Origin of the sequence: Myxococcus xanthus (genome assembly GCF_006402735.1) — a bacterium.
Taxonomy (GTDB): domain Bacteria; phylum Myxococcota; class Myxococcia; order Myxococcales; family Myxococcaceae; genus Myxococcus; species Myxococcus xanthus_A.
Map to the genome: position 1 here is coordinate 6,892,205 of NZ_CP017174.1, position 25,909 is coordinate 6,918,113.

At 69.7% G+C, this 25,909-nt stretch carries 18 protein-coding genes; 10 read left to right on the top strand and 8 right to left on the bottom strand.

Annotated elements, in window-relative coordinates:
- Positions 1-53: 53 nt before the first annotated feature.
- Positions 54-2,174: an ATP-binding domain-containing protein gene (locus BHS09_RS28185; protein WP_140794535.1), complete on the top strand. Its 2,121-nt coding sequence runs from the start codon at positions 54-56 to the stop codon at positions 2,172-2,174.
- Here BHS09_RS28185 and BHS09_RS28190 read toward each other — a convergent pair.
- Both BHS09_RS28190 and BHS09_RS28195 read right to left on the bottom strand, forming a co-directional pair.
- Positions 2,143-3,864: a PAS domain-containing sensor histidine kinase gene (locus tag BHS09_RS28190; RefSeq protein ID WP_335929548.1), complete on the bottom strand. Its 1,722-nt coding sequence runs from the start codon at positions 3,862-3,864 to the stop codon at positions 2,143-2,145. The two genes, BHS09_RS28185 and BHS09_RS28190, sit on opposite strands and share 32 nt — an antisense overlap.
- Before the next feature lie 162 nt (positions 3,865-4,026).
- Positions 4,027-4,698: a hypothetical protein gene (locus tag BHS09_RS28195; RefSeq protein WP_140794537.1), complete on the bottom strand. Its 672-nt coding sequence runs from the start codon at positions 4,696-4,698 to the stop codon at positions 4,027-4,029.
- Positions 4,699-4,912: 214 nt separating this feature from the next.
- On the opposite strand from BHS09_RS28195, the gene BHS09_RS28200 reads away from it, so the two are divergent.
- Both BHS09_RS28200 and BHS09_RS28205 read left to right on the top strand, forming a co-directional pair.
- Complete coding sequence (locus BHS09_RS28200) at positions 4,913-6,223, top strand: pectin acetylesterase-family hydrolase (RefSeq protein ID WP_140794538.1); 1,311 nt, start codon at positions 4,913-4,915, stop codon at positions 6,221-6,223.
- A gap of 156 nt (positions 6,224-6,379) precedes the next feature.
- Positions 6,380-7,390 (top strand): metal-dependent hydrolase, encoded by a 1,011-nt coding sequence (locus BHS09_RS28205; protein WP_140799585.1) that lies wholly within the window; start codon positions 6,380-6,382, stop codon positions 7,388-7,390.
- A 69-nt stretch (positions 7,391-7,459) separates the two neighbouring features.
- Here BHS09_RS28205 and BHS09_RS28210 read toward each other — a convergent pair whose 3' ends face one another.
- From BHS09_RS28210 to BHS09_RS28230, 5 genes are all read right to left on the bottom strand, one after another.
- Entirely contained in the window at positions 7,460-8,896 is a 1,437-nt protein-coding gene (locus tag BHS09_RS28210; RefSeq protein WP_140794540.1) for a DUF1552 domain-containing protein, read from the bottom strand.
- A gap of 5 nt (positions 8,897-8,901) precedes the next feature.
- Positions 8,902-10,608 carry a DUF1592 domain-containing protein gene (locus tag BHS09_RS28215; protein ID WP_140794541.1) on the bottom strand — a complete coding sequence of 569 codons (1,707 nt, stop codon included), beginning with the start codon at positions 10,606-10,608 and terminating at the stop codon, positions 8,902-8,904.
- A gap of 196 nt (positions 10,609-10,804) precedes the next feature.
- Complete coding sequence (gene rpiA / locus BHS09_RS28220) at positions 10,805-11,515, bottom strand: ribose-5-phosphate isomerase RpiA (protein WP_140799586.1); 711 nt, start codon at positions 11,513-11,515, stop codon at positions 10,805-10,807.
- A gap of 78 nt (positions 11,516-11,593) precedes the next feature.
- On the bottom strand, positions 11,594-12,961 hold the full coding sequence (locus BHS09_RS28225; RefSeq protein WP_237079881.1) for an SBBP repeat-containing protein: 1,368 nt from the start codon (positions 12,959-12,961) through the stop codon (positions 11,594-11,596).
- Between the two features lie 160 nt (positions 12,962-13,121).
- Entirely contained in the window at positions 13,122-13,877 is a 756-nt protein-coding gene (locus BHS09_RS28230) for an outer membrane beta-barrel protein (RefSeq protein ID WP_140799587.1), read from the bottom strand.
- Between the two features lie 182 nt (positions 13,878-14,059).
- Between BHS09_RS28230 and BHS09_RS28235 the strand changes: the two genes are divergently transcribed.
- The 3 genes from BHS09_RS28235 to BHS09_RS28245 all read left to right on the top strand — a co-directional run bounded on the left by BHS09_RS28235 (position 14,060) and on the right by BHS09_RS28245 (position 20,790).
- On the top strand, positions 14,060-14,947 hold the full coding sequence (locus tag BHS09_RS28235) for a LysR family transcriptional regulator (protein ID WP_237077520.1): 888 nt from the start codon (positions 14,060-14,062) through the stop codon (positions 14,945-14,947).
- Between the two features lie 84 nt (positions 14,948-15,031).
- A complete protein-coding gene (locus BHS09_RS28240) occupies positions 15,032-19,711 on the top strand; it encodes an nSTAND1 domain-containing NTPase (RefSeq protein ID WP_237079882.1) in 4,680 nt (1,559 codons plus the stop codon).
- 14 nt (positions 19,712-19,725) lie between these two features.
- Complete coding sequence (locus BHS09_RS28245; protein WP_140799589.1) at positions 19,726-20,790, top strand: trypsin-like serine peptidase; 1,065 nt, start codon at positions 19,726-19,728, stop codon at positions 20,788-20,790.
- Positions 20,791-20,797: 7 nt separating this feature from the next.
- On the opposite strand, the gene BHS09_RS28250 is transcribed toward BHS09_RS28245, so the two are convergent.
- On the bottom strand, positions 20,798-22,132 hold the full coding sequence (locus BHS09_RS28250; protein ID WP_140799590.1) for a right-handed parallel beta-helix repeat-containing protein: 1,335 nt from the start codon (positions 22,130-22,132) through the stop codon (positions 20,798-20,800).
- Between the two features lie 105 nt (positions 22,133-22,237).
- Here BHS09_RS28250 and BHS09_RS28255 point away from each other — a divergent pair, with 105 nt between their 5' ends.
- The 4 genes from BHS09_RS28255 to BHS09_RS28270 all read left to right on the top strand — a co-directional run bounded on the left by BHS09_RS28255 (position 22,238) and on the right by BHS09_RS28270 (position 25,895).
- On the top strand, positions 22,238-22,606 hold the full coding sequence (locus tag BHS09_RS28255) for an arsenate reductase family protein (RefSeq protein WP_140799591.1): 369 nt from the start codon (positions 22,238-22,240) through the stop codon (positions 22,604-22,606).
- An 87-nt stretch (positions 22,607-22,693) separates the two neighbouring features.
- On the top strand, positions 22,694-23,554 hold the full coding sequence (locus tag BHS09_RS28260) for a GspE/PulE/PilB domain-containing protein (RefSeq protein ID WP_140794549.1): 861 nt from the start codon (positions 22,694-22,696) through the stop codon (positions 23,552-23,554).
- Between the two features lie 185 nt (positions 23,555-23,739).
- Complete coding sequence (locus tag BHS09_RS28265; RefSeq protein WP_237079883.1) at positions 23,740-24,681, top strand: Circumsporozoite protein; 942 nt, start codon at positions 23,740-23,742, stop codon at positions 24,679-24,681.
- Between the two features lie 41 nt (positions 24,682-24,722).
- Complete coding sequence (locus tag BHS09_RS28270; protein WP_140799593.1) at positions 24,723-25,895, top strand: tetratricopeptide repeat protein; 1,173 nt, start codon at positions 24,723-24,725, stop codon at positions 25,893-25,895.
- Positions 25,896-25,909 lie beyond the last annotated feature (14 nt).

The window sequence follows — 25,909 nt, forward strand, 5'->3', positions numbered from 1 at the left end:
TCAAGAAAAACAACAGGTTGACGCATACGGCGCCGAGGTTCACCTTGCCGCGCATGAGCCACGTCGAGGCGTCGCTGCCGGACCATGCCCGCGCCATCATCGCCGAGGAAGAGGCCTTGCTGGCCCGTGTTCAGTCCACGCTGGAAGTCGCGCGGCGCAAGTCCGCACGCGGACAGGACGCGCAAGGACTTGTCGCCCAGTTGCAGGTGCTGCGGGACGACGCCTCCACCGCGGCCGTGGCGGACCTGCCGCACATCTTCGCGCAGATGAACCAGATGCGCTCTCTCATGGAACGCCAGGAGGGCGTGAAGCTTCCGGACCCACAGGCCCCCTATTTCGCGCACCTGCGCCTCAATGGCGAAGGCGGCCCGCGCGACTACCTGCTGGGCCGCACCACGTTCGCGGACGTGGGCGCTGGCGTGCGCGTCATCGACTGGCGCTTCGCGCCCGTGGCCCGTGTCTTCTATTGCTACGAGGAAGGCGACGACTACGAGGAGTACTTCGGTGAGCGGCTCGCCGAGGGCAGCGTGGAGACGCGCCGGCTGGTCATCATCGAGCGAGGCGTGTTGACGCGCATCATCTCCGGCGCGCTGGTGCTGGAGCGATTGGCGGACGGCGCGTGGCGCAGCGTGAGCCGCGACTTCTCCACCCTTCAGTCTGGCGGCGCGGGGACGGCAGCGCGGCCGGAGTTCCTGGGCACCGGCAAGGGCGCGCGCCGCATCGAGGATGCCTTTGGCGTCACCGCCATGCTGGACGCCGAGCAGTACGAGGCCGTCAGCACCGGCCCGGACCGGCCGCTGCTGGTGCTGGGCAGCGCGGGCAGTGGGAAGACGACCGTGGCGCTGCACCGGCTGGCGAAGCTGGCCTTCGACGACCCGCGGACGTTCCCCCAGGCCCGCATGAAGCTCATCGTCCCGGAAGAAGGGCTGGCGCGGCTGTCCCGCCGGCTGCTGGCGCCGCTGGGCCTGGGCAACGTGGCCGTGCAGACGCGGGATGCCTGGCTGCTCGCCACCGCGCGCTCCGCCTTCAACGTGCCCGGCATCAAGCTGTGGAATGACACGCCGCCGCTGGTGTCCCGCCTCAAGCGCCACCCCACCCTGCGGCGCGCGTTGGCCGCCCGGGTGGGCGTGCCAAAGACAGACGCGGGCACCACGTTGGAGCGGCTGCGCACGCGGATGGCGGACGCGTACATGGACCGGCGCTTCCTGGAGAGCGTGGTCACCGCCGCCAAGGGTGAGATTCCTCGCACCGCCATCGACGAGACGCTGGAGCACACGCGCCTCCAGCTCGCCACGCCGCTGTCCAAGGTGCTCAAGGACATCACCGACGCGGAGCGGCTCATCACCGTGGATGGGCGCTCCATCGAGGACGACACGCCGGACGCCATGGCCGGCACGGTGGACCTGGACGACCTGCCCGTCCTGATGTTCCTCAAGGCCCAGCACTCCTCGCTGGGCCTGGAGCGGCTGGCGCACGTGGTACTGGACGAGGCCGAGGACTTCTCCCTCTTCGAGCTCTTCGCCGTCCGCCAGTTGCTGGGCAAGGGCAAGAGCTGCACGCTCGCGGGCGACGAGATGCAGCAGACGGACGCGGGCTTCGCGGGCTGGCCCGCCGTCCTCAACGAGCTCGACATCCGCGACGCCGCCACCTGCCGACTCCAGGTCTCCTACCGGTGCCCCCGGCCCGTGGTGGAGCTGGCGCGGCAGGTGCTGGGCGCGCAGGCCCCGGAGGCCGCCGCCACCGGCCGCGCGGGCGCTCCGGTGGGCTTCCACCACTTCCCCGACGAGGCCCAGGCGCAGCTCTTCATCGGCGAGGCGCTCCGGGACCTCGTCGCCCGCGAGCCCCACGCCTCCGTGGGCGTCATCGCCAGCAGCCCGGAGTCCGCGCAGGCCATCTACCGCGTCGTCGCCGACCAGCCCTGGGCGCGGCTGGTGAGCGACGGCGAGTTCACCTTCGAGCCCGGCGTGGACGTCACCGACGTGGGCAGCGTGAAGGGCCTGGAGTTCGACTACGTCATCCTCCCGGACGCGACGGCGCGGGCCTACCCGGTGGACGACGAATCACGCCGCCGCCTGCACGTGGCGGTGACGCGCACCTCCCATCAGCTGTGGGTGGTGTCCTCCGGCGTGCGCTCTCACCTGGTCACGCCGGGTGGCGCGGCAGCTCCACGGTGAAGGTGGAGCCCTGGCCGGGCACGCTCTCCACGAGGATGCGGCCCTCCATGGCGTCCACAATCTGCTTCACGATCCACAGGCCCAGCCCCAGCCCGCCATAGTGCCGCTCGCTGGCCAGCCGCTCGAAGCGCTGGAAGAGGCGCGCGCGCCCCTCCGGCGGAATGCCCACGCCCTGGTCCTTCACCGACAGACAGGCGCGCGACGCATCCGCCCCCACCCGCACTTCAATGGGGCGGCCCCGGCCGTACTTGATGGCGTTGGAGAGCAGGTTCTGCAGCACCTGCTCCAGCCGCAGCCGGTCCCAATGGCCGGTGGCGGCGCCCCCCGCGTCCAGGTGCAGCGCACAGCCCGCGCGCGCCAGGTCCTCGGTGAAGCGGGGCACCACCTCGCGGGTGAGCGCGGCCAGGTCCAGGTCCTCGCGCTCCAGCCGCAGCCGCCCCGCGGTGATGCGGGACACGTCCAGCAGCTCGCGCACCAGGCTCGACAGGCGGGAGACCTGCCGCTGCACCGCCACCACCTTCGTGGAGAGCGCCTCCGGTGACGCGGGGCCATTGCTGGCGCGCGGCTCCATTTCGCGCCGCAACGCCTGGATGTTGAGCATGAGCGAGGTCAGCGGCGTGTTGAGCTCGTGAGACGCCACGGACAGGAACGAGTCACGGGCGCGCACAGCCTCCTGCGCCTCCGTGTAGAGCCGGCCGTTGTCCAGCGAGGTGGCGGCGCGGCGGGCCAGGTCTTCCGCCAGCCGCACGTCCGCCTCCGTGTACCTGCGCCGGGACTCCGAATTGAGCAGCGTGAGCGCCCCCAGCACCCGGCCCCGGCTGATGAGCGGGACGATGATGTACGCGCTGATGCCCAGCGCCTCCACGGCCCGCCGGTACGCCGAGCTGCCCCCCTGGGCGGCGGCGAGCATGGCGGGAAAGTCCGGGGTGAACTCGGTGACGCCGGTACGCAGCACCTTGCCGATACCCGCCGCGTCCTCCAGGCGGATGGGATAGCGCGACTGGAAGTCCTGCGCGGGCGCCACCATCTCCTGCCTGGAGAAGGCGGCGGCGGCGCGGCGCACCTGCCCATCCGGCATGGGGAGGTCCACCGAGCACGCGTCCGCCAGGATGGGAACGGCGAGGTGAGCCATGCGCTGCAGGATGAGGTCGTGCTCCAGGGACGACGCCAGCACCTCGCTGGCCTGGGCCAGGAAGGCCGCGTGCCGCTGCGCCCGGCGCATCTCGTCGTAGAGGGCCCGAAGCGTCGCCTCCTGCTTCTTCTCCGCGCTGATGTCCCGCGAGAACAGGACGACCCGCTCATGGACGCGAAACAACCGTTTCACGAACCAGCGGTCCTGGGGCTCGGTATGGCATTCGAACTCGGCGGATTCGCCCGTCCGGGCCACCTGGCGGAAGCGCTCCTGGAAGGAACGTTCCGTCCACTCCGGGTGCAGTTCCCAGAGCCTCCGGCCGAGCAGCTCCTGGCGCGGCCGGCCCAGGTGCCGCTCCAGCGAGGGATTCACATGGACACAGACTGCGTCCAGCGAGCAGACCACGACCGCTTCCGGCATCTGGTCCAGCAGGGCGGTATCCAGCCCGCTGGCGTCCGACCCGCCGTGGCTGGCGCCACCAGGGTCCTGTCCGGTCGAGAGTGAGTCCACGCGGTCGGTGTGAGAACGGGCCAAGGCGATGTACCTGCCGCTTAACATTTCCGCCGCGCCCACCCCACTGTCACGCGCCGGAAATCTGCAAGGCAGCCGACATTCTCACAGCTCGGGGGAAACGCCCTTCCCGCCCCCGCGGCGTGCCGGGCGCGCTCGCGGAGGCACTGTCCGGAGGTGGACAGTCTCACCGCCCGCCCGGGAGCGCGCTCAGGGCGACTGGAGGCCTTGGCGCCAGGCCTCGCGGCGGCGCTCCTGGGCTTCCCGCCGGTCGAGCGCGTCCTGCTCCTGCGCCGGCAGCTCCGCCAGCCGCGTGCGGTGCATGTTGATGCTCAGCTCGTAGAGCCCGCGGTCCCGCTCCGGCAGCACGTCATTGAACCGGGACAACACCTCGGTGGAGAAGGTGATGAAGTCCTCGGACACCTGACGGCGGTGGCCGTAGTACTCGCGAATCTGCTCCACCGTGGCGTCGGCGGACAGCACCTTGCCGTAGAGCTCGTTCCAGCGGCGGGACTCCGATTCGCGGCGCTCCAGTTCGGCCGGGTCCTGCGTGGGCGCGCCCATCCGCCAGTAGAGGTTGTCGGGCAGCTTCGCGCGAATCACCTGCAGGTCCACCGGGTGCACCTTCGGCGCGTTGTCGTCCGGCACTTCCTCGGGCGGCCGCGTCAGGTCCAACGGCGGCGGCGTGGCCCGCGGAGGAGGAGGCGGCGTTTGCGCCACGGAATGCGGCGCCATGGGCGTGGCGGCCTGCTTGACGACGGCGGGCGACTCCGGCGTCACCGGCTCCGTGTCCTGGCGAAGCGCGTACACCAGCGCCGCCACCACGAGGCCCGTCGCCACGACAAGGCCGGGCAGGCCCTTCCTCCATGCATTCACGGCCATGCTGCTCCGAATACCGCGCACGGCGTGGGCGCGGCAACCATCCACCACGAGATAGCGCAACGCATTACATCAGATGCCGCAATGCGTCGCATCCTTGGCGCAACGCAGCACCCGCGTCCCGCTCGTCGGGAACGTGAAACAACCACAATCCTCCTGACTCTGATGCAACGCCATTGTATACACGGTTTTCCCAACTAAACCCGGAGGTCCCCGAATGAAGAACCTGGTCCTGGCTGGACTCACAGCCGCCGCGCTCGTGCCCGCAGCCGCACGCGCGGAGGTGGTGATGTCCTCCATCGTCGACGTGCTGGTGGACGGTGGCAACAACTACAACTGGCAGAAGGTGGAGCTGCCGGGAACCAAGTGTGGCAATGGCTCCCAGTTCAAGTTCTGGGTGCACCGCACGGGTTCGCCCAACCTGATGTTCCTGTTCGAGGGTGGCGGCGCGTGCTGGGATTATGACACGTGTAGCGGCCGCGCGGGCCAGCTGGGCGCCGCCAATCCGAACGGCATCGCCGACGACTACATCACCCAGTTCACGGCCAAGTACGTGTCGCCGCTCGTCAACGGCGCGGACCCGGGCCTGCCGGGGCGCAGCAAGACGGACCTGGTGACGAAGGGTTGGAACATCGTCTACGTGCCGTACTGCACCGGTGACGTGCACGTGGGCAACAACGTGGCCACCTACGTCGATTCGACGGGGCAGAACCCGCCGCTGACGTGGCACCACAACGGCTACACCAACACGCTGGCGGTGGCGAACTACGCGAAGACGCAGTTCCCCAACGTCCAGAAGATGCTGATGACGGGCTACAGCGCGGGTGGCACGGCGACGGCGGCCGGCTACTACTTCCTGCGCAAGGCCATCAACCCGGCGCGTGGCTACCTGCTCAACGACTCCGGCCCCATCTTCCTGGCGCCCAACGCGAACTTCCGCTCGCGCGCGCTGCACGACAAGATTCGCCAGTCGTGGGACCTGAACTCCGTCTTCTCCCTGCTGCCGGGCACGTTCAGCCAGAGCGACTTCGGCACCATCAACCGCATGGTGGCGCAGGAGTTCCCCAACGACCAGTTGGCCTACACGGGCTACTCGCGCGACTACAACTACTCGCGCTTCTCCTATGAGCGCTTCCACACGCCCAACGACAAGGAGTCCGTGCTGGGCCACTGGAAGCAGGACCAGGACGCGCTGGTCACCGAGCTGAACAAGTACAACAACTTCAGCTATTTCATCCCGCACGAGCGCGCCATCAACGCCAGCCACTGCAGCACCATCATCACCTTCATCGGCGCGCACGCCTGCCAGCAGATGGAGAAGAAGCGCCACTGGTACGAGTACATGGAGTTCCCGTGGAGCCAGACGTACAAGTGCTACAGCGAGTTCGTGGGCATGGACACGTTCCTGTCGCGGTGGATCAACGGCAACCAGCGCATCCGCATCTACGAGCCCGCCAACGGCTACAACGCCGAGGACCCGGGCATGCAGATTGTCGCGCCGCTCATCAACGGCGCGCTGGGCGGGTAGCCACCGTCTGACGCCGGGCCTGGCCCGGTGACGCCACACCTGGAGCGGGACGTCGGGGATTCCCGGCGTCCCGCTTCGCCGTTTCAGGAGCCGGGCGAATGGCGCCTCTCCTGCCGCTGGCCACGCGGCCCGTGGGGCGATAGACGAAGCCACGCCATGGACAACCTCACCCACGGACTGCTCGGGCTCGCCATTGGCGCCATGCGCAGGCCCGACGTGGGCCCCGGCGCCCCGGAGCGCGCCTCCCCCACGGACCGCGCGGTGCTGGTGGCGTCGGTGCTCGCCGCGGAGCTGCCGGACCTGGACACCCTGCTGGCGCGCGGTGACGCGGTGACGGTGGCGCTCCAGGCCCACCGGGGGCTGTCCCACGCGTTGGTCGCCGCGCCGCTGGTGGCGCTCACCGCCACGCTGGCCGCCCGCGCCTGCTTCCGCGGCGCGCGGCTGGCGCCCGTGTTCCTCACCAGCCTGGCCTCCGTCGTCTTCGCGCACCTCTTGCCCGACTTGTGGACGGGCTGGGGGACGCGGGTGCTGCTGCCCTTCTCCGACAGCCGCCTGAGCCTGGACTGGACGATGGTGGTGGACCCCTGGGTGACGCTGCCGCTGCTCGCCGGAGCCATCCTTGCCTGGCGCCGGCGCGCGGACTGGCGACGGACGCTGCTCTGGGGCGCGGCCTGCTCCGTGGCATACGTGGGCTTCCGCGTGGCCACCTGGGCCGTGCTGACGCAGCGGGTAGAAGCGGCCTACCCCGCCGCGCAGGCCGTGCGTGTCTTTCCCCTGCCCTTCTCCGTGGGCACGTGGCGCTACGTGGCCACCCTGCCCGGTGACGTCTTCGCCGCGGGAGATGTCCCCTTGCTGGGTCCACCGTCGGAGGCCCGGCGCGCGCAGGCTTTCGGTAGCATGCTGCCGGAGGACGTGCAGGCCGTGCCGACGGTGCGCGAGGCGCTCGCCTGGGCCCGCTTCCCGCTCGTCCACGTGGAGCCGCTAGCCGAAGGAGGCCGGAAGGTGCGCATCGCCGACCTGCGCTACCACCTGCGCGGCGAGCCGACGCTGGCCTTCGTCATCCACCTGGACGCGTCCAACGCGGTGACCCACGCGCAGTTGGAGCGCGGTGGCAGCGCCAGCGAGCTGCTGCGCAGGTGGCGGGGCACTGACACCGCGGCGCCCTGAAGAAACACGAAGGCCCCGGCGGAGGCACGCAGCGCCCACCGGGGCCCGGACTTCAAGCCCGAGCGCCGCTCAGGTGAGGCCCGGCAGCTCCCCCGTGTAATCGGGGTTGCCGAACGTATTCACATTCACGCCGAAGGCCCGGGCAATGGACACCAGCAGCTTGTTGTGCGCCACGGCGCCACGCAGCGGCGTGCCGGGGCCCGTCCAGCCGCCCAGCGGGTTGGAGCCCGCGGCGCGCACGCGCAGGAAGCGGCCCATGCGGAAGCGGCCGCCCGCCCCGCCCGCGAGCACGGTGGGGACGCGCACGTTCATGTGGCCAGACGCGTCGCCCAGCTCGTTGCCCCAATAGATGAGCGTGTTGTCCAGCGCGGTGCCGCTGCCCTCCGGGATGTTGGCCAACTGCGTCATCAGGTAGGCCAACTGCTCGGCGTACCAGCGCTGAATCAGCACCATCTTTCCGCGGATGGTGCTCCGGCGGGGCTCATCCTGCACGTCGAGCAGGTGGGCGATGTCGTTGTGCGTGTCCTCGTGGATGCGAAGCCAGGGCATGGACGGCCCCGGAATCGTCATGGAGACGACGCGCGTCAGGTCACACGCGAAGGCTCGCGCGATGAGGTCCATGTGCAGCCGCGTCAGCACCGGCATGTTGTTGAGGTCCCCCAGGCCGCCCAGGCCGTAGGACGGCGGCGCGGCGCCGCCACCGCAAGCGGCCTCGCCGGACTGCTGCTTGGGGAGCGGCGCCGGGTCAATGGCCAGCGCCCCCAGACGCCGCTCGATGTCGCGCAGCGCCTCCAGGTGCGTCTCCAGCTTCTGGCGCTCGGCGCCCGCCAGGCGGTTGCGCAGGCGCGTGGCGTCCTTCATCAGGAAGTCCAGCAGGCTCTTGCGGCGCGCCCGGTTGCTCGCCACCTGCGCCGGGTCGGCGGTCGGCGAGGGCGCGTCACCGAAGAGGCGCTGGTACACGTTGGCCGGGTCGCGCTCGAAGGGGACGCGCGAGCCGTTCGCCGTGAAGCTGATGCTGTTGTAGACGTGCTGGCCACCGAACTGCTCCCAGGCGTTGAGCTGCAGGGAGCGGAAGCGCGTGCCACCACCGATGTGGTTGCCCAGCACCTGGTCCAGCGAGGCGCTCTCCGGCAGGTGGTCCCCGCTGCCGGTGTTGACCTTGCTTCCGGTGAGGAACGTCACCGGGCCGCCTTCATGGCCCGTCAGGCCCTGCTCGTAGAGGACCTGGTAGTCCAGGCCGTCCAGCACCAGGAGCTTGTCCCGGTGTTCTTGGAGCGGCGCGAGCATGGAGTTGGGGAAGTCGAGCGTGAAGTTCGTCTCCGAGCCCTGGGGATTCCAGAGCTCCGGGAGGCAGCCGTGCGAGGTGAACAGGGCCACGAAGCGCAGCGGCGGCGTGGTGCCCTGGGCATAGGCGTCGGTGGTGCCGAGCAGGTTGGCCAAGGGGAGCGCCGCCGTCGAGCCGGCCAGCGCCTGGAGCAGGGAGCGTCGGGAAAGTTCGCGGAGCATGGGGGCTACTCGGGGGAAGAGGTACGCCGGTGGACGAAATACGGGGAGCGCACGAGGCCAACGAGTGCATCGCCCATGCGCCACTCCGGGTTGGCCCGGAACATGGACCGCATGTCGGCCAGCATGTGCTCGTCGACGGGGGCCTCGTCACGTCCCATGGCGAAGCGGAAGAGCTGGAGCGGCACGCAGTCCCCCACGTCGTCGCTGGTCGCCAGCACGCGCGCCAGCGCCGCGGCGCCCGTGAAGGGGACCGTCCCCGTGGAGAGCTCCACGGCGCCGGAGGCATCCACCGCCAGGCCGTTCTCCACCGTGCGGTGCTTGCCCAGGCCGTCGAAGTCCTCGAAGCCGAAGCCGATGGGGTCCAGGGTCCGGTGGCAGCCCGCGCACGTCGGATTGTTGGTGTGGGCGGCGAAGCGTTCGCGCGTGGTGCGGTCCAGCACCGGCTCCGGCGGGATGATGGAGATGGTCGCCGGCGGCGGCGGCACCTCGCGGCACAGCAGGCGGTGCATGATGAACTTGCCCCGGCGGATGGGCGAGCTGGAGTCGAAGAGCGCGTAGGTGGCCAGCACGCTGGCGTGGGTGAGGATGCCCGCGCGCTCGGACGGCAGCGGCAGCCGGCCCAGCGTGCCGTCCGGCATGGAGGGCTGGGTGCCGTAGAAGTACGCCATGCGCGCGTCGGCGTAGGTGTAGTCGGCGTTGAGCAGCTCGCGAACCGAGCCGTTGCGCTCCTTCAGGATGTGGTTGATGAAGGCCCGCGTCTCCGCCTGGCTGGAGACCTTGAAGGCCGCGCTGAAGACCGGGAACACCTGGTTGTTCTTGGTGAGGTTGGCCTGGCCGGTGATGCCAATCCACTCCTCGACGAAGCGGTACAGGTGCCTCTGCGCCGCGGGCGTGGCCAGCAGCCGGCGGGCGTGCTTCTCACGCTCGTCCGGAGCGTCGAGCTGGCCCGCCTCGGCCGCGGCCAGCAGCTCCGCGTCGGCGGGGCCGGCGGTGATGGCGAAGGCCAGCGCGGTGGCGACTTCATGCGGCGTCATCCGCACCACCTGATTGGCGCCGGCACCCTCCGCGCCCAGCTCGGTGCGGTACAGGAAGGAGGCCGAGGAGAAGATGCCCTGGAGCACCATGCGGGCCCCGGTGCCCGGGTCCGTCCCCCTGCTCGACTCCTGCCACAGCACCAGGAAGTCGGCGACCTCGTCGTCGGTGACGGGCCGGCGGTAGGCGTGCGAGGCGATGCCGCGGATGAACTTCTCCGCGCACTCCAGCTCCGGAACGTCCGCCGCGCACGTCCAGTCCGCGCGCAGTTGGACCTTGCCGTACTCCGCGAGGTTGTTGGCGGCCACGTCAATCTGGTCCGCCAGCAAGGACGTGACCTGCAGCCGGTCATGGGTGGAGAACCCGAGGATGGTGTCCTCCGGCGCGAAGGCGTACGTCATCACCAGCGGCACCGTCGTGGGGAAGATGGCATTGACGCTGTTGTCGTACTCCGCACGCGTCATGCGCCGCACACGCGTCGCCGAAGCCTCGTCGACTTCAGGAGGCGTCCCCCCTGGCGGGGTTTTGTCGGAAGAGCACGACGCTGCTGACAGCAGCAAGGCCGCGGAAACAGAGAAACGGAAGAGTCGCATACGCAAGGCACCCTCGGACCAGCCACCCCCAGATTGGCCCCCTCTGAAGTGCTGGCTGGCGGACGATTCTAACCGCTTCACCAACACGGTCCGTCACGATTCTAGCGCGGCGCTTCAACGCCCCTGAGCGTCCAGGCGAGCTGCGGGATTGCGCTCGGATTGGCTCCAAACGCCAGCGAATGCAAGGAATGCAGAATATACTGGCCACACAGCCGCCTACGTTGCCGCTGTTTGTCTTCTGGGTGCGAGAGGACTCCGGGTGCGCGAGCACACCGCGTTGACATCAGCGCGCGTGGTGCTCCACGCCCTTCGGACCGGCCACCACCAGGTCCGTGGTGAGGTTCAGGAACAAGCCGTGGCCCACGATTCCCGCGCGCGCGCCCAGGCTCGCGGCCAGCGACGCGGGCGCGTCGATGGGACCGAAGGCACAGTCGAGCACGAGGTTGCCCTGGTCCGTGAGGAAGGGCTCACCGCCAGCGCCGTGCCGGACGGTGACGCGCGCGCCGAGCGATTCGAGGAACCGCGCCTGGGAGCGCCAGCCGAAGGACAGCACCTCCACCGGCACCGGCCAGTGCGTGCCCAGCACGGGGGACAGCTTTCCCGCGTCCACCACGATGACGACGCGCCGGCTTGCTTGCGCGACGATCTTCTCGCGCAGCAGCGCGCCACCACCGCCCTTGATGAGGGACAGGTCCGGCGCCACTTCGTCCGCGCCGTCGATGGTGACGTCCAGCACGGGGTGCGCGTCCAGCGTCGACACGGGCACGCCCAGCGAGCGAGCCAGCGCCTCCGTGGCGCGCGAGGTGGGCACGCCCACGATGTCCAGCAGCCGCCCCTGCGCGCGCAGCGCGGCCAGCCGATGGACGGCGAAGGCCGCGGTGCTGCCCGTGCCCAGCCCCACCACCATGCCCGGCTGGAGGAAGCCGTCCACCGCCCATTCGGCGGCGGCTTGTTTGTAGCGGGCCGTCGCCGCGCCGTCGTCCTGCTGGCTCATGACGAAAGCGTAGCGCGGCGGCGCGCGGTGGCTGCTGGTGTCCCCGCGCGCGATGTCCCGTGCTGGACGGCGAACGGCTCAGAGGCCCTTGGAGTCCCCTCGGGGCCCCCACGGCCCTGGCTCATCCGGCAACGCGGCGCCATCCAGGAAGCGGTACAGCACCGCGTCGTAGCCCCCCGCGCTGGGGAAGCTGGACGTCTGCCCCAAGGTGTAGCCCACCAGATAGACGGCGCCGTCCTCCGCGGTGGCCACGCCCTGGCCACGGTCCGCCGACGCGGAGCCCACCTGCCGGAAATCCAGCCACGTGCCATGGCTGTCGTAGGTGGCCAGGAACATGTCGGTGCTCCCGAGCGACGGTTCGCCGCCCATGGCACCGGAGGTGAATCCCGCCAGGTAGACACGGCCCTCCTTGCCCACCGCCACTGACTGCGCGTAGTCGGTGGTCGCCGTGCCAATCTGCCGCGTCCAATGCCAGTTGCCTTGGGTGTCGTACTTCACCAGCACGGCGTCATAGGAGCCCAGGCGGGCGCTCCCCTCCAGCGCGCCCGACGTGTAGCCCGACACGTAGACGCTGCCATCGTCCGCCACCGCGACGCCGGTGCCGAACTCGTCATGCGAGGAGCCGAGCTGGCGAACCCACTGCGGCTCACCCAGGACGCTGTACTTCGTCAGGAACAGGTCCACCGTGTTGCCCGGGTTCGTCACGCCGTCGAGGCTGCCGTAGGTGTAGCCCGTGACGTAGACGTCCTCGTTGGGGCTCACGGCCACGCCCAGCGCCACGTCACTGCGCGCGGAGCCGAACTGGCGCAGCCAATAGGGATTGCCGCCCGCGTCGAACTTGGCCAGCACCACGTCGTAGTTGCCTTGCGGCGCCGAGCCATCGAAGCGCCCCAGCGAGTAGCCACTGACGAAGACGACGTCGTGCGACGCCAGCCGCGTGGCGGCGATGCCCGTGGCGTAGTCGTCCGTGGCGGTGCCGAACTGCCGGACCCACTGGAAGGCCCCCTTCGCGTCGTACTTCGCCACGAACAAGTCCGTGCCGCCGGCGTTCTCGTAGAAGCTGAAGCTGCCCCACGTGTAGCCCGCGACGTAGACGTTGCCGGCTTCATCCGCGGACACCGCGAGCGCACGGTCATTCGCGGACGTCCCCAGCTGCCGCGTCCACAGCAGCGCGCCCGAGGCGTCGTACTTCGAAACGTAGGCGTCCTGCCCCCCCGCCGAGGGCTCCGCGCCGAGCTGCCCGCTGGTGTAGCCCGCCGTATAGACGGCGTTGCCCGAGGTCGTGACGGCCTGTGCCAGCTCGTCCTGCGGGCCGCCGGACTGGTGCACCCAACTGGTGACCTGCTGCAGCGGAGGCGCCTTCGCGATTGAGGCCCCGGGAAGACTCAGCAGCGCCCATCCACCCAGGACTCCGCACGCGCTCCACCGCTGCCAACCACGAACCATGGGCGACTCCTCGGGATGAAAATCTCGCCCGCACTCTACGCAGCCAGCAGGCGTTGAGAATCCCGAACGACGACGTCCCTGATAGGGAAACATGTGACGCGGCGTGTTGGCACCGCGTCACTTGAGACTGCGCGTGAAACACAAACCCGGCTACTCCGGATTAGAGGTTCCAGGTCCCGCGAACCCCGAGCATGAGCAAGCCATAGGGGCCATCACCCACCTGCTCCAGCGGCGTCTCCTGCGTGAGATTGACGGCGGGGATGTTCACCGTCGTGGTGCCGCTGCGCGTGGTGTAGCGAGCATACGTGCCCGTCAGGTACGGGCCGAATGACAGCGAATCCGACAGCCGCCACTTGCCGCCGATGGTCAGGTTCACGAACTCAGGGCCGCGCGTCTGGCCGTCAATCTCCACCGTTCCGGGCGCGGGCTGGGTGATGGGACCGGAGACCTTGTTGTTGAGCAGGACCATGCCCACGCCCAGCCCCACGAAGGGGTCGAACGCGGCGTCCGGCGCGAAGTGATACTGCACGTGGGGACCGAAGCGGATTTGCGACGTGGAGCAGTCGTAGCCTTCCGGGCACGTGTACGGGTTCGTCTTCGTCAGCACGTGCGAGTACTGGCCGAACGCGCCCACGTACCAGCGCGAGTTGACGCGGTAGCCCGCCTCCAGCAGGAAGGCGATGCCACCATTGGCCGCGTCGCTGAGCTTCAGGTCGCGGACCTGCCGGTCCAGCCCCGCGCCATCCCGGTAGACGTAGCCGGCGCCCACCTGGAAGCCGACACCCACGGTGAGCTCCAGGCCACTGCGCTCATCTCGCGCGGAGGACTCCAGCGCCTGCGCCTCCTCCTGCGCGCTCGCGCTCGTGGAAGCCAGCAGTGACACCACAGCCAGGGCCCAAGACAGCTTTCCCGTCATATACCCCTCCGTCGAAGCGGGTGCTCTCGGAGCACCTCACTGTGAGGGACTGTAGGGCGGCCCGCACACCCGGCATAAGGCGCGCTGCGTCACGCATCATGAAGCAGCCGGCCCAGCGCAGAGGACGCGGCACGAGCACAGAGAACTGCCTGTATCTGTCTGAAGATTGCACAATGTCGGGCATGAACGTCACGTTAGAGCATGCCCGCGCCCTGGACGCCCTCGCCCGCCACGGCACCTTCACCGCCGCGGCGGAGGCCCTGCGAAAGGGACACACGGCGGTGATGTACGCGCTGCGCACGCTCGAGGCGCAGACGGAGCTGACGCTGCTCGACCGGCGCGGCTACCGCACCCGGCTGACGCCCGCCGGGGAACGGATTCTGGAGCACTGCCGCAAGCTGCTGGCCGCCGAGCGCGAGTTGGAGGCCGCGTGCGCGGAGATTCGCGCTGGCTGGGAGCCCGCGCTGCGCATCGTCTTCGACGGCATCTTCCCCGCCGAGCCCCTGCTGCGCGTGGTGAAGGAATTGCGCGCCGAGGGCGCCAGCACCCGCTTCCACGTCTCCGCGGAGTTCCTCTCCGGCGTGGAAGCGGCCTTCGTGCGCGAGGAGGCGGACCTGATGGTGACGCTGCTGCCGCCCACCGTGCCGGGCCTGCGCACGTACCGCCTGCCGGAGCTCAAGGCCATCCTGGTGGCCCACCGGGGCCATCCCCTGGCCCGGCGCCGGGGACCGTTGAAGGACGAGGATTTGGCCGAGCACCTGGTGCTCACGGTGCGCGGCTCGGACCCTCGGCTCCAGCTCAGCACCGGCGAGCTGGAGGCACGCTCCACGGTGCATCTCAATGACTTCGCGGGGAAGAAGGCGGCCATCCTGGAGGGGCTGGGCTTCGGGTGGCTGCCCGAATACATGGCCGCCCGCGAGCTGCGCCGGGGCGAGCTGAAGGCCCTGAAGCTGGCGGGTGACGCCACCCACGCGTTCCGCCCCCAGCTCCACCACCACGCGGGCATCCCCCTGGGACGGGCCGCCCGCCGAATCGTGCAAGCGCTCACGGAGACGGAATCCACCTCTTGAGTGCGCCTGGAATCAGCTCAGGGTGCGCGTGCTAGCTTCGCGCGCATCATGAAAGGCAGTGACCTCCGAGAAGGCGTCGTTCGCGTGTTGAGCCGGGATCGGCAGCGCGTCCTCGGGACAGGGTTCCTCGTCACCGAGCGCCTGGTGGTGACGTGCTGGCACGTGCTCGACACGCTCAGCGACACCGAGCGTGACGCCATCTGCCTGGAGGTGCTGCAGAGCCAAGAGAAGGCCACGGCGCGGCTGCGGCTGGATGCATCGAGCCCCACGGAGGTGGCGGACCTCGCGGTGCTGGCGCTGACGCGCCCGCTCCGAGGGCCGTCCACGCCGCTGCCCCTGGGCAGTGCGGAGCGGAGCGCGGACCACCGCTTCGCCACGTTCGGATTTCCACGGGGCTTCGATGACACGGGCACGTGGGCCCGCGGCACCATCGGCTACGCGACGGGGGACGGCGACTTTCGCAAGCTGCTGCTGCACGGCTCGGACATCCGGGAGGGCTTCAGCGGCAGTCCCCTCTTCGATGAGCAGACGCGGCGCGTGGTGGGTGTGGTGCGCTTCAAGGCCGTGGCCTCGGAGGCGCGGGAGGCGTACGCGACGCCCACGGAGCAGCTGCTCGCGCGCTGTCCGGAGCTGCGTGCTTCGGAGGACTGCCCCTACCGGGACCTGGCGTCGTTCCGTGAATCGGACGCGCGGTTCTGGAAGGGACGCGGGCGGGTGCTGGACGAACAGCTGCTGCCGCTGCTCGCGAGGCTGCCCCGATTCGTGGAGGTCTCCGGCCCTTCGGGCAGCGGCAAGTCGTCGCTGCTCCACGCGGGGCTGATTCCCGCGCTGCGGGACGGAACGTTCATTCCGGGCAGCCAGCACTGGGACGTCCGGACCCTGCGCCCGGGGTTGGAGCCATTCGCCGCGCTGGATGGCGCGGGCCTGCCCGCTGGAGAGGGGTTGGTGGCGCGTGCCCAGGCCTGGCGTGCCGCGAACGCGGAGCCAGGAAAGCGGTTGGTGCTGGTCATCGACCCGTTGGAGGACGTGCTCCTTCGCGGAAGCAGCGCGGAGCTGGCGCAACATCAACGCTTCCTCCAGCAGCTCTCCGCGCTCGCGGATGAGTCGCTGCCCGTGACGTGCGTGGTGGCGCTGCGCGAAGGCTTCGACGCGGTGCTGTCCGAGCGCGCGCCGAGGCTGCGCTCCTTGCTCGGTGAGCACCGGGTGCAGGTGCCATCGGTGCTGACGCCCTCGGAGCTGCGGGACATCATCGCCGGTCCGGCCCGGGAGGTGGGCCTGCGCTTCGACCCACCCGAGGTGGTGGACTCCATCGCCCTGGCCGCGCAGGAGGAGTTCCGCGTGGAGTCCGGCGCGGGCGCTCGCGTCACCGTGCTTCCGTTGCTGGAGGTCGCGCTGACGCAGCTGTGGCAGGCGTCGCGGGATGGCGCGATGACCTTGGAGGCCTTCAACGCCAGCGCGGGGCTGCTCGGTTCGCTGGCGCGCTGGGCGGACAGTGTCTACGAACCGCTGAAGCCCTCGGAGCGCCGGCTGGCGGACCGGCTGCTGCTGGAGCTGGTGCAGTTGGGCGAGGCGGACAGTGGCCTGGAGGACAAGGGGCGCCGGGTGCCGCTGGAGGTGCTGCGCGGGCGCCTGGGTGAGCAGGCCGAGGTGGACGCGGTGCTCCAGGTGCTCGTCAACGGACGGCTCCTGGTGACGGCCCAAGACGGGCACCGGCAGCGGGAGACGGTGGAGCTGATTCACGACGCGCTCCTCACGCACTGGCAGCGCTTCGTGAAGCTGCGCACCGTGGACCGGGCCTTCCGCCGCTGGCACGAAGCCGTGCAGGCCGACGCGGAGCGCTGGTGGGAAGCGGAGCGCGCTCAGCAGCGCCAGGAAGCCGAGCACCGGCTGCTGCGAGGCGAGGCGCTCACCAGCGCGCAGGCGATGATAACGCTCCATCCGCATCAAACGAGCGCGCTGGCCCAACGGTACGTCCTGCGGGGCCAGGAAGTGGAGCGCGGACGGCATGGCCGGGCCCGGAGAAACCTGTGGCTCGCCCTGGGGGCATCCGTCAGCGCGCTGCTGGGCGTGAGCGGGTTCTACCTCCGGGCGGTGGATTCCGAGAAGCAGGCCGTGGCCGCGAAGGATGCGGCCGAGATTGCCATGGCCGCCGAGGCCGCGACCTCGAGACAGCTCTCCCTGCAGTTGCGCATCTCCGAAGCCGACTCCGTGGTGAGCCTGTCGCGCAGCCCTGGCCGCGAGGTGGAGGCGCTCACCCAGGCCATCCAACTCGCGGGAAGCCCGCCGACAGGCGCGGACGCAGCCCAGGACGAAGTGACCGAAGCGCTGACCGAGGCCATCGCCGCGTTCCTCTACTCCGCCCCCTTGTCCACGGAGCTCGAGGCGCGCACCGTCGGCGCGTTCTCTCCAGACTCACGTCATCTCGTCACGCGAGGCATCGTGCTGTCTCCGTCCGTGCGGTTCGTCAGCCGGCTCTGGGACGTCCGCACCGCCAGCCTGCTGCGCGAGTTCGAGTCCGTCGACCTGTGCCCGAAAGGCGCGCTCGTGGAATGCACGGACGCGCTGTACGCCGACATTTCAGGGGAGGACACCCACGCCTTTGGCTTCTCGCCTGGAGATGGAACGCTTTGGCTGGGAGGGCGCCGAGGCACCCTGTTCAGGTGGAGCCACCAGGGCGCTGTGCCCTCCATTCCGGATGCCCACGATGACAGGGTCACAGCCATTTCGTTCTCGGACAGCGGCGACCGTGTGCTGTCCGCCAGTCGCGACCGCATGGTGAAACTCTGGGATGCGAACACCGGACGGACCTTGCGCGAGCTGACCTTCCAGGAGCCCTGCACCCAGGCCGTGCTGTCGGGCGACTCGCGTTACGCATGGGTGGGGGGTGAAGAAAATACGTGCCTCTACGACCTGACCTCCGATGTGCGCCTCATCCGGTGCATCACGACGCATGACCCGGGCCCTTCGGTCGCCTTCTCCCCTGCGAGCAGACTGGCTGTGCTCGGCGACCGGCGCGGCGAAGCCAGCCTCCGTCTGCTGGAGCTGCCCTCTGGTCAGGACCATCATCGCCCGCTCACGAAACTCGAAGGGCACGCGCTCATGCCGTCCTTCGAAGACGAATGCAGCCTCTCGGCCTTCGACGACATCTTCTCCTCGGCGCTCACCGTGCGCTTCTGTGACAGAGGGCATGGCAACGCCACCGGAAGCGCGGCCTCCCCGCGGATGCGAACACGCTGGACGCCCAATCCCCTCCATGGACGCCTCTTCGAAAACGGACGGCGCGCCGTCGAGTTCGCCGAAAATCCCGTGGGCGCCCATCCCTTCATCCGGGTTCCCCAGGCCACCCTGCGTTGGATGTTTCGCCAGGGGCCCCTGGACTCCCGGGCGGAGCGGGCCCTGGTCGCGCCGGATGGACGCACGCTCCTCGTCCAGGCCGAACCCGGCCTCACGCGGAAAACCATCGATATCTCCACCTGGAGCGAGTACGTGCCGGGCGGCTTCGCCGTGTCCAAGGACTTGCGTTGGATGGTGGTGAGGGAGCCGCAAAGCGGCCAGCTCTCACTCCTTGACAGGGACACCTCGCGCCAGACTGCGCTGGGCGCGTGTGACGTCAAGGGCGTGTATCCGCCCCTGGAGGGCGCCTTCTCTCACGACGGGAGGTCCCTCGCCGTCCGCTGCGGCGTGAAGGTCCGGTTCTGGGACGTGGCGCAGGCGAATCTTGGACCGCGCACACAGCCGCCGCCCATCGAAGAAGGAATCAACCTGACCTCGCTCCCCGCGCACTGGCGATGGCGACACGTCACCCTCACGGAGGACCACGCCACCGAGAGCTTCCTGGCGTCGCCTCGCGCCCGTGCGCACCTCCAGCGGACCAAGGTGCCTGGCGAGGACGCGTGCCAGACGCAGAGGACGTTCTCCCAGAGCGCCCTCGTCGAGTTCGCCCCCAGCGGCAGATACTTCGCGATCGAGGACGAGGGCTCCGTCTACCTGGGCGCTGCCCGAGACTGCCGGCTGACGCGGGATGCGCCTCTGGCCACCTCTGCGATTCCTTCCCAGGGCGCCTCGTTTTCACCGGACGGCGAGCGTTTCGTCACCATCTCCAACGTTCCCGAGTCCTCCGCGCTCTGGGAAAGCGCCACGGGGAAGTGGCTGGCGCCACTGCCCACGAGCCTGGGGGCCGCCGTCATGGCGTTCTCACCGGACTCCAAGTACTTCGCGGTCGCCAACCATCCCGACGTCTACTGGATGGGACAGGCCTACCTCTTCGACGCCACCCACGGCGAGAAGAAGCCGCTGGCGGCCATCGACGGGAAGGTCAAGGCGCTCTCCTTCTCTCCTGATACGTCCCGACTCGTCGCGGTGACGGACGATGCCATCCACCTCTTCGACCCGAACTCAGGCGCGCTCGTGCGCAGAATCGACCTGAGCACGGATATCCACGTGAAGGTCCGCCATGCACAAGAGCGCTTCGGTGTCTCGGACACGTCGGGCAAGCTCCACTTCTGGCGAACCTCCGATGGCCGGCACGTGGCCGAGTTGCACCAGGGCCACCGCTCCGGCCTGGAGATGGTGCCCGATGAGGCGGGCACGCGCGTCGCCACCTTCGACTCGGACGGAGCCTATGTCTACTCGCTCCGGCTGGACGACCTGCTGCGACAGGCCTGCACGCTCATGCGCGGACGGCGCGAGTACGCACCGGTCCAGTCCATCTGCGGCACCGTCCTTCTCCCAGCAGCCCCCCTGGCGGGCCGTCCGACGCCGTGAGGCACGACGTCTCCATGAGCACCACCGCGCAAGGCCGTGAGCCGTTGCACCGGGCACGCCGCACCCTCCGCGACCTGCCGAAGGTCCGCGAGTCGCTTCACCCCGAGGGCGTGGAGGCGCTCGTCGCCACGCACTTTCCACCGTCCTGGCGCGTGCCCACCTCCGTCGTCGGCAAGGTGACTGCCGACGCCCTGCGCGACGAACTTCGTGAACTGCTGACGACGGGCGCGCAGGTCCTCGCGCGGCTGGAGCATTCGGGGGAGGACACGGCCCTCTCCGAAACCGAGCGGACGGCGCTGGAAACGGTCGTCGCCTTCTTCGGGCGCCCTGCCCTCGCCATCCGGAACGGCAGCTTTGGTGCGCCGCCCGTGGGGTGGGAGATGTTGGAGCAACACCGCGAGCACATTGAGCGGACCATCGACGCCACCGGGCGCATCGAGCTGGCCGGAAGCGGCATGCTCGGCACGGGCTTCCTGGTGACCGATGAGCTGGTGATGACCAACCGTCACGTCGCGCAGCACTTCTGTCGGCAGGCGACGGACAAGTGGGTGCTGCGGCTCGGCGTGGTGCCTCGGGTGGACTGGCTGGGTGAGCACCAGCGTGATGCCCAGGCCACCTTCCCCATCCAAGGCGTCGCGGCGGTTCACACCGTGCATGACCTGGCGCTGCTGCGACTGGGCGCTCCCAAGGGAGCGGTGCTGCGTCCCGCCCCGCTGCGGCTCGCCACCCAAGCACCGGACGCGACGGACTCCCGCGCCTTGTACTGCGTGGGCTACCCGATGAAGGACCACAGCCGGACGCCGCCCGAGGTGCTGCTGCGCATCTTCGAGGACACCTTCGGCGTGAAGCGGCTCCAGCCAGGAGAGCTGCTCTCGCTCGACCCGGCCCGGCAGCAGCTCTCCCATGACTGCTCCACGTTGGGAGGCAGCTCCGGCTCGCCCATCGTGGATTTGGAGACGCACGCCGTGCTCGGCCTGCACTTCGGTGGCACCCGACAGGAGAACCACGCCGTCGCGCTGTGGCAACTGGCGGACGACCCGCTGCTGAGTCGCGCGGGCGTCCGCTTCGCCAATCCGTGACGGGCCGCTACTGCGTCACCACGCCGCAGTCGCCCGTCATGTTCGTGGCCGGCTGTCCATTCACCGTGTTGCCAGTGAAGACGTTGTCGCGGGTGATGGCCAGCTCGCCGGTGTTCGACCCGCGGTTGCAGGTGATGACACCTCCGGCCCCACCCCGGTTGTTCACGAAGCGGTTGCCTCTCATGACGACGGTCCGGGAGCCACCGATGTCCTCCAACTGGACGGCCGCGCCGGGGCCCAGCGGGATGAAGTTGCCGTCGAACACGTTGCCCTCCAGCAGGTCATTGTCCGGCTGGAAGTAGTGGATGGCGGCACCACCGCCCAGGTCAAAGATGCCCTGCGGGTTGGGCCACGTGAGGATGGGCCGGTCCCAGAGGTCGCTCGTCAGCGAGCCGCCGAAGGCCTGCACGAAGTTGCCCCGGAACGTGTTGTTGCGCAGCACCGTGTTGCGACCGTGGGTGATGCACACCGCGCCACCGCCAGCCATCGAAGATGTGCCCGGCTGCGCGAAGCGGTCGATTTCACGAATGCGGTTGTTCTCGAAGACGGTGTTCTCCACCCGCGAGCCGTCGGTGAACATCAGGTCCAACGCGCCGCAGTTGGCGGAGGACTCGTTGTCACGGAACACCGAGTCCGTAATCGTCACCGCGCCCGGGTAGTAGACCCACAGCGCGCCACGCGTCCAATCGCGGTCGCTGTTGTATTGGTTCTTGCGCACCTTCTCGAAAACCATGTGCTCGAACACCGGGTCGCCCGAGCCCACGGAGTTGGCGCCATAGAAGTTCATCCCCCACCAGCCATAGGGGTTGGTGGACGTCAGCAGCACGGGCGCATCCGCCGTTCCTCGGACCTGGATGGCGCCGTACACGCGGACCTCCACGCGACCCGCCTGGTGGTTCATCACGTTGTCGGGGGCGTCCGAATCCACGTCCCGCTCCGACACCTCCGGCCGGCCACGGAAGTCCAGGATGACGCCCGGCCCCACCGTCAGCACCTGCCCGCGGGGAATGGTGACGACCCCGTTTGAATCCCCCTCCACCCGGTACGGTGAGCCCTCCACCGTGAGCCGTCCCGTCAACGTCCCCCTGACAATCGTGCCGCCATCCTCGGGGACCTCGATGTCCGGCCCCGCGTCCGGCGTGCCCGCATCGGTGCCACTGTCCGGCGTGCCCGCGTCGGTGTCACTGCCCGCGTCACCATCACTGCCCGCATCCGCGCCGCCGTCCGGCACGCCCGCGTCGTCTCTGGGAGCGGGCCTGTCATCCGGCCCCGACGAACAGGCAGCAAGCACCAGGACCACAGGTAGCGCGAACAGCGAACGCGGGAAGCGGAAGGCTTTCATGTCCCTTCGCGCTAGCACGCGCTGCTGGCGGCTCGCAAACCGGGTCCGGACGACCCGGGGACTCATCGCTGGGAGGGACGCGGGTGCCCTGTTACAAGCGCGCGCATGGCGAAAGACGTCCTCGTACTCTCTTACTCGGGCTGTGGCACCTGCAAGAAGGCGCTGAAGTGGTTGCAGGAACAAGGTGTTGCCCACCAGGTGCGCCCCATCGTCGAGATGCCGCCCACCGTGGCGGAGTTGAAGCAATGGATTGCTCGCAGCGGTGTCTCTGTCCGCAAGTGGCTCAACACCAGCGGCCAGAGCTACCGCGCGCTCGGAAAGGCGAAGGTGGATGCCGCCAGCGACGCGGAGCTGGTCGAGTGGCTGTCCGCGGATGGAAAGCTGGTGAAGCGTCCCGTGCTCGTCACCGGTGACACCGTCCTCGTGGGCTTCAAGGCCGAGGCCTACGAGCAGCTCTTCGTCTCGCGCGGCTGAGCCCCGCCAGCAAGGCAGGCGACCTGGCGAGCCCACGGTGGGCTGCCTCTCGCCGGCCGGGGCGTCGAGTGAAGACTTCATGTCTTCATGGAGACTGGCTCACGACGTCTGCTCGGCGAGATTCTCCTGGAACAGGGAGTGCTCAACCGCGCCCAGCTCCGGGTGGGATTGGTGCATCACCATGAGGTGCATGTCCCGCTCGGGCGGGCCCTGGTGCGAGAGGGCCTCTGCTCCGAAGCCGACGTGCTTCGCGGACTCGCCGAGCAGTTTGGCGTGGACGCGGTGGACCTGGACCGGACCCCGCCAGACTCCAGGCTGCTGAACCACATCCCCGCTCGCGTGGCGCGCCAGTATCAGGTCGTCCCGCTGCGCATCGAAAAGGTGCTGCTGGACCAGGGCGAGCGGGAAGTGCTCCACATCGCGCTGCCCGCCCCCGTGTCGCTGGATGCGGTGGACGCCGTCCGCGCCGTGTCCGGAATGCCACGCGTCGAGGCGCACATCGCCTCGGACGCGGCGCTGACCCGTGCGCTGGCCGACCTCTATGGCATCGAGCCGCCCGCCGAGCCGCCCGCGCCCCCCTCACTCGCGCCCGGGGGCCCCCTGCTGCTCTATGGATGGCCGCCCGTCACGGCGGTGCTCATCACCCGGCTGCTGGCGAGGAACGGCCTCCAGGCCCGCACCGCCACCCCCTTGGAGGTGCTGCACACCGGGCCGGAGGACGTCGTGCTCGCGCCCCTCCAGGCCATGGAGGGCCTGCTGGCCGGGGAGGTCCACATCGAGGGCGCCCTCATCGTCCACGGCAGCGATGACGAGAGCTTCGACCGGGTCCGCGAGCTCGGCGCACGCGGCTTCCTGGCCAGCCCCCGGGACGAGGAGCTCCTGCTGCGCGCCGTCCGCCGGCTGAGGCCCCACCCGGGCTCGCCCGACTCGGTCCCACACTCACACTGAGTCCTACCCAGGCGCTCATGTGGTCACATTCACGCGCTGGGTGGGGCGAAAACTCACCCAGTTCGAGAAAACTCCGGGCCTCGATTCTCAAAAAATGAAGGGGCCAGGCAACTGGGGAATCGGATCACGGAAAATGGGGACAGATGGCGTCCTTCCGGGCGCCCCTGAATCTCGCTGGAGCCCCCATGTCCCCCCGCATTGGCAACCGTCCGCCGCCGCCCCCGCCGCCGCCCCCGCCGCCGGCTCGCGACACCCGGCCCCCTGCCCAGGGCGGACGTAACGGCCCGCGCGTTGACACCCAGGCTTCCGCGTCCGGTTCGGTGGAGCAGTCGCGGCACAATGCGCTGAGCGGCCAGTCCAGCTTCACGGCCGGCGGTGCCCGCGCCGATGTGAGCGGCACCGGTCCCGGTGGCATCGACACGCGCGCCCACGTCCAGGGTCCCACGTTCTCCGCGGATGCGCAGGTGGACGCGGACATCGGCCTGTCCGGCATCGACGTGAGCGTCGACATCGACATCGAGGCCAACCTCATCGAGGCGGGCGCCGGGGCCTCCAAGACAGTCGAATTCGAGATTGCCGGCGAGGAGTACTCCGTCGAGCTGGACCTGGAGGCGCTGGGCAAGATTGGCGCCGAGGGCAGCATCGAGCTGGACCTGCACGTGGGCACCGACGGCAACGTGTCCATCAACGCCGCGGCCTCCGGCTTCGCGGGTGCGCAGGCGAGCCTCACGGGCTCCATCGAGCTGAAGCACGAGGACAACACGCTCGCGTCCGGCAGCATCACCGCCAGCGCCAGCGCGGGTGTCAGCGGCGACGCGCACGCCAACATCGGCATCGAGAACGGCAACCTGGAGTTCGACGTCGGCGTGGAGGCCACCGCGGGCCTGGGCCTGGGTGTGGAGATTGAAGGTTCCGTCAATCCCGGCAACGTGCTGAAGGCCGTGGGTGAGACGGCCGCCGCCGCCGGTGGCGAAATCCTGGAGAACGTGGTCGACGGCGCCATCAACGCGGGCGGCGCGGTGGCCGAAGCGGCGGGCCAGGTCTTCTCCAACGCGGCGGACGCCGTGACGGACTTCGCGGGCGACGTGGGCAACGGCATCAAGAACGCCTGGGAGTCGGTCTTCTAGAGGTACCCACCTCGCGCCCCCCACCGCTAGAATCGGTGCCCATGGCCGTTTCCAAGCTGGCAGCCTCCGCCGCGCGTCTGATGAAGCAGGGCCTGCTGAAGGAGGCGGCCCGCGACTTCGAGCGCGCCATCGAACAGGACCCGAAGGATGCCAGCGCGTTGCTGGGACTGGCCCGGTTGCGGCTGGCCCAGCACGACGAAACGGCGGCCCGCGCGGTGCTCCAGCGGCTGGTGGCGCTGCACCCCACCCACCCGGAGGCGCTGAGCCACCTGGCCCGGTTGGACGCGGAGAAGGGTGATGCGCGCCAGTTGGACCTGCTGGCAGCGCTCGCCGCGCAACCCAAGGCGGGCTTCTTCGAGGTCATCAACTACGGCCGCGCCCTGCTGGGGCATGACCGGTACGCCGCCGCCATCCCGGAGCTGGAGCGCGCGCTGGCACTGCAGCCCGGCAATGCCCAGACGCTGACGTACCTGGGCATGGCCCTCCAGGGTGACAAGCAGTTGGACCGGGCACTACGGCGCTATCAAGAGGCCGCGGAGGCCAACAAGACGGAGCACCTGCCGCTCCAGCTCGCCGCGCGTGTGCAACTGCTGCAAGGGCACGTGGGCGCGGCCATCGTCACGCTTCGGCAGGCCATCCTGCGCAGCCCTCGGGAGACGGCCCTCTTCCGGGAGTTCGCTTCACTGTGCTTGATGGCCGGCGCGCCCGAAGCGGCGATGCGCGCCGCCATCGAGCTGCGCCTCCAGCTCCCCGACAGCGCGGACGCCATCTACCTGCACGGCATCTCCGCCTTCGTGGCCGGCAAGGACGAGGACGCGGACCGCATCCTCCGCGAGGCGCTGGCCAAGGCCCCGGAGTCCGTGCCCGTGCGCGTGGCGCTGGCCAAGGTGCGCCGCAAGCTGGGTGACGACGCGGAGGCCCAGAAACTGCTCGAGGCCGCCATGGCGACGGACCCGTCCGAGGCCGGCGCCGCCAACGATTTGGCGGTGCTGCACCTGTCGCGTCCCAGTGGTGCCGCCGCCGCGCGCGCCATCCTCACCGAGGCCTTGAAGCACCACCCGGATGACGCGGGCGTCCACCTCAACCTGGCGCTGGCCCTGGCGGACAGCGACAAGGCCCAGGCGCTCACGCACGCCAGGCGCGCCCAGGCGAGCACCCACCGCGACATCCGCGAGCAGGCCGAGCGGCTCGTCACCGCCCTGAGCCCGCGCTGACGCGGCCTTCACCG

Excerpts from the sequence above, each read along its gene's own strand:
- BHS09_RS28185 (WP_140794535.1), top strand. The coding sequence starts at position 54 with ATGAGCCACGTCGAGGCGTCGCTGCCGGACCATGCCCGCGCCATCATC.
- BHS09_RS28190 (WP_335929548.1), bottom strand. The coding sequence starts at position 3,864 with ATGTTAAGCGGCAGGTACATCGCCTTGGCCCGTTCTCACACCGACCGC.
- BHS09_RS28195 (WP_140794537.1), bottom strand. The coding sequence starts at position 4,698 with ATGGCCGTGAATGCATGGAGGAAGGGCCTGCCCGGCCTTGTCGTGGCG.
- BHS09_RS28200 (WP_140794538.1), top strand. The coding sequence starts at position 4,913 with ATGAAGAACCTGGTCCTGGCTGGACTCACAGCCGCCGCGCTCGTGCCC.
- BHS09_RS28205 (WP_140799585.1), top strand. The coding sequence starts at position 6,380 with ATGGACAACCTCACCCACGGACTGCTCGGGCTCGCCATTGGCGCCATG.
- BHS09_RS28210 (WP_140794540.1), bottom strand. The coding sequence starts at position 8,896 with ATGCTCCGCGAACTTTCCCGACGCTCCCTGCTCCAGGCGCTGGCCGGC.
- rpiA (WP_140799586.1), bottom strand. The coding sequence starts at position 11,515 with ATGAGCCAGCAGGACGACGGCGCGGCGACGGCCCGCTACAAACAAGCC.
- BHS09_RS28225 (WP_237079881.1), bottom strand. The coding sequence starts at position 12,961 with ATGGTTCGTGGTTGGCAGCGGTGGAGCGCGTGCGGAGTCCTGGGTGGA.
- BHS09_RS28230 (WP_140799587.1), bottom strand. The coding sequence starts at position 13,877 with ATGACGGGAAAGCTGTCTTGGGCCCTGGCTGTGGTGTCACTGCTGGCT.
- BHS09_RS28235 (WP_237077520.1), top strand. The coding sequence starts at position 14,060 with ATGAACGTCACGTTAGAGCATGCCCGCGCCCTGGACGCCCTCGCCCGC.
- BHS09_RS28245 (WP_140799589.1), top strand. The coding sequence starts at position 19,726 with ATGAGCACCACCGCGCAAGGCCGTGAGCCGTTGCACCGGGCACGCCGC.
- BHS09_RS28250 (WP_140799590.1), bottom strand. The coding sequence starts at position 22,132 with ATGAAAGCCTTCCGCTTCCCGCGTTCGCTGTTCGCGCTACCTGTGGTC.
- BHS09_RS28255 (WP_140799591.1), top strand. The coding sequence starts at position 22,238 with ATGGCGAAAGACGTCCTCGTACTCTCTTACTCGGGCTGTGGCACCTGC.
- BHS09_RS28260 (WP_140794549.1), top strand. The coding sequence starts at position 22,694 with ATGGAGACTGGCTCACGACGTCTGCTCGGCGAGATTCTCCTGGAACAG.
- BHS09_RS28265 (WP_237079883.1), top strand. The coding sequence starts at position 23,740 with ATGTCCCCCCGCATTGGCAACCGTCCGCCGCCGCCCCCGCCGCCGCCC.
- BHS09_RS28270 (WP_140799593.1), top strand. The coding sequence starts at position 24,723 with ATGGCCGTTTCCAAGCTGGCAGCCTCCGCCGCGCGTCTGATGAAGCAG.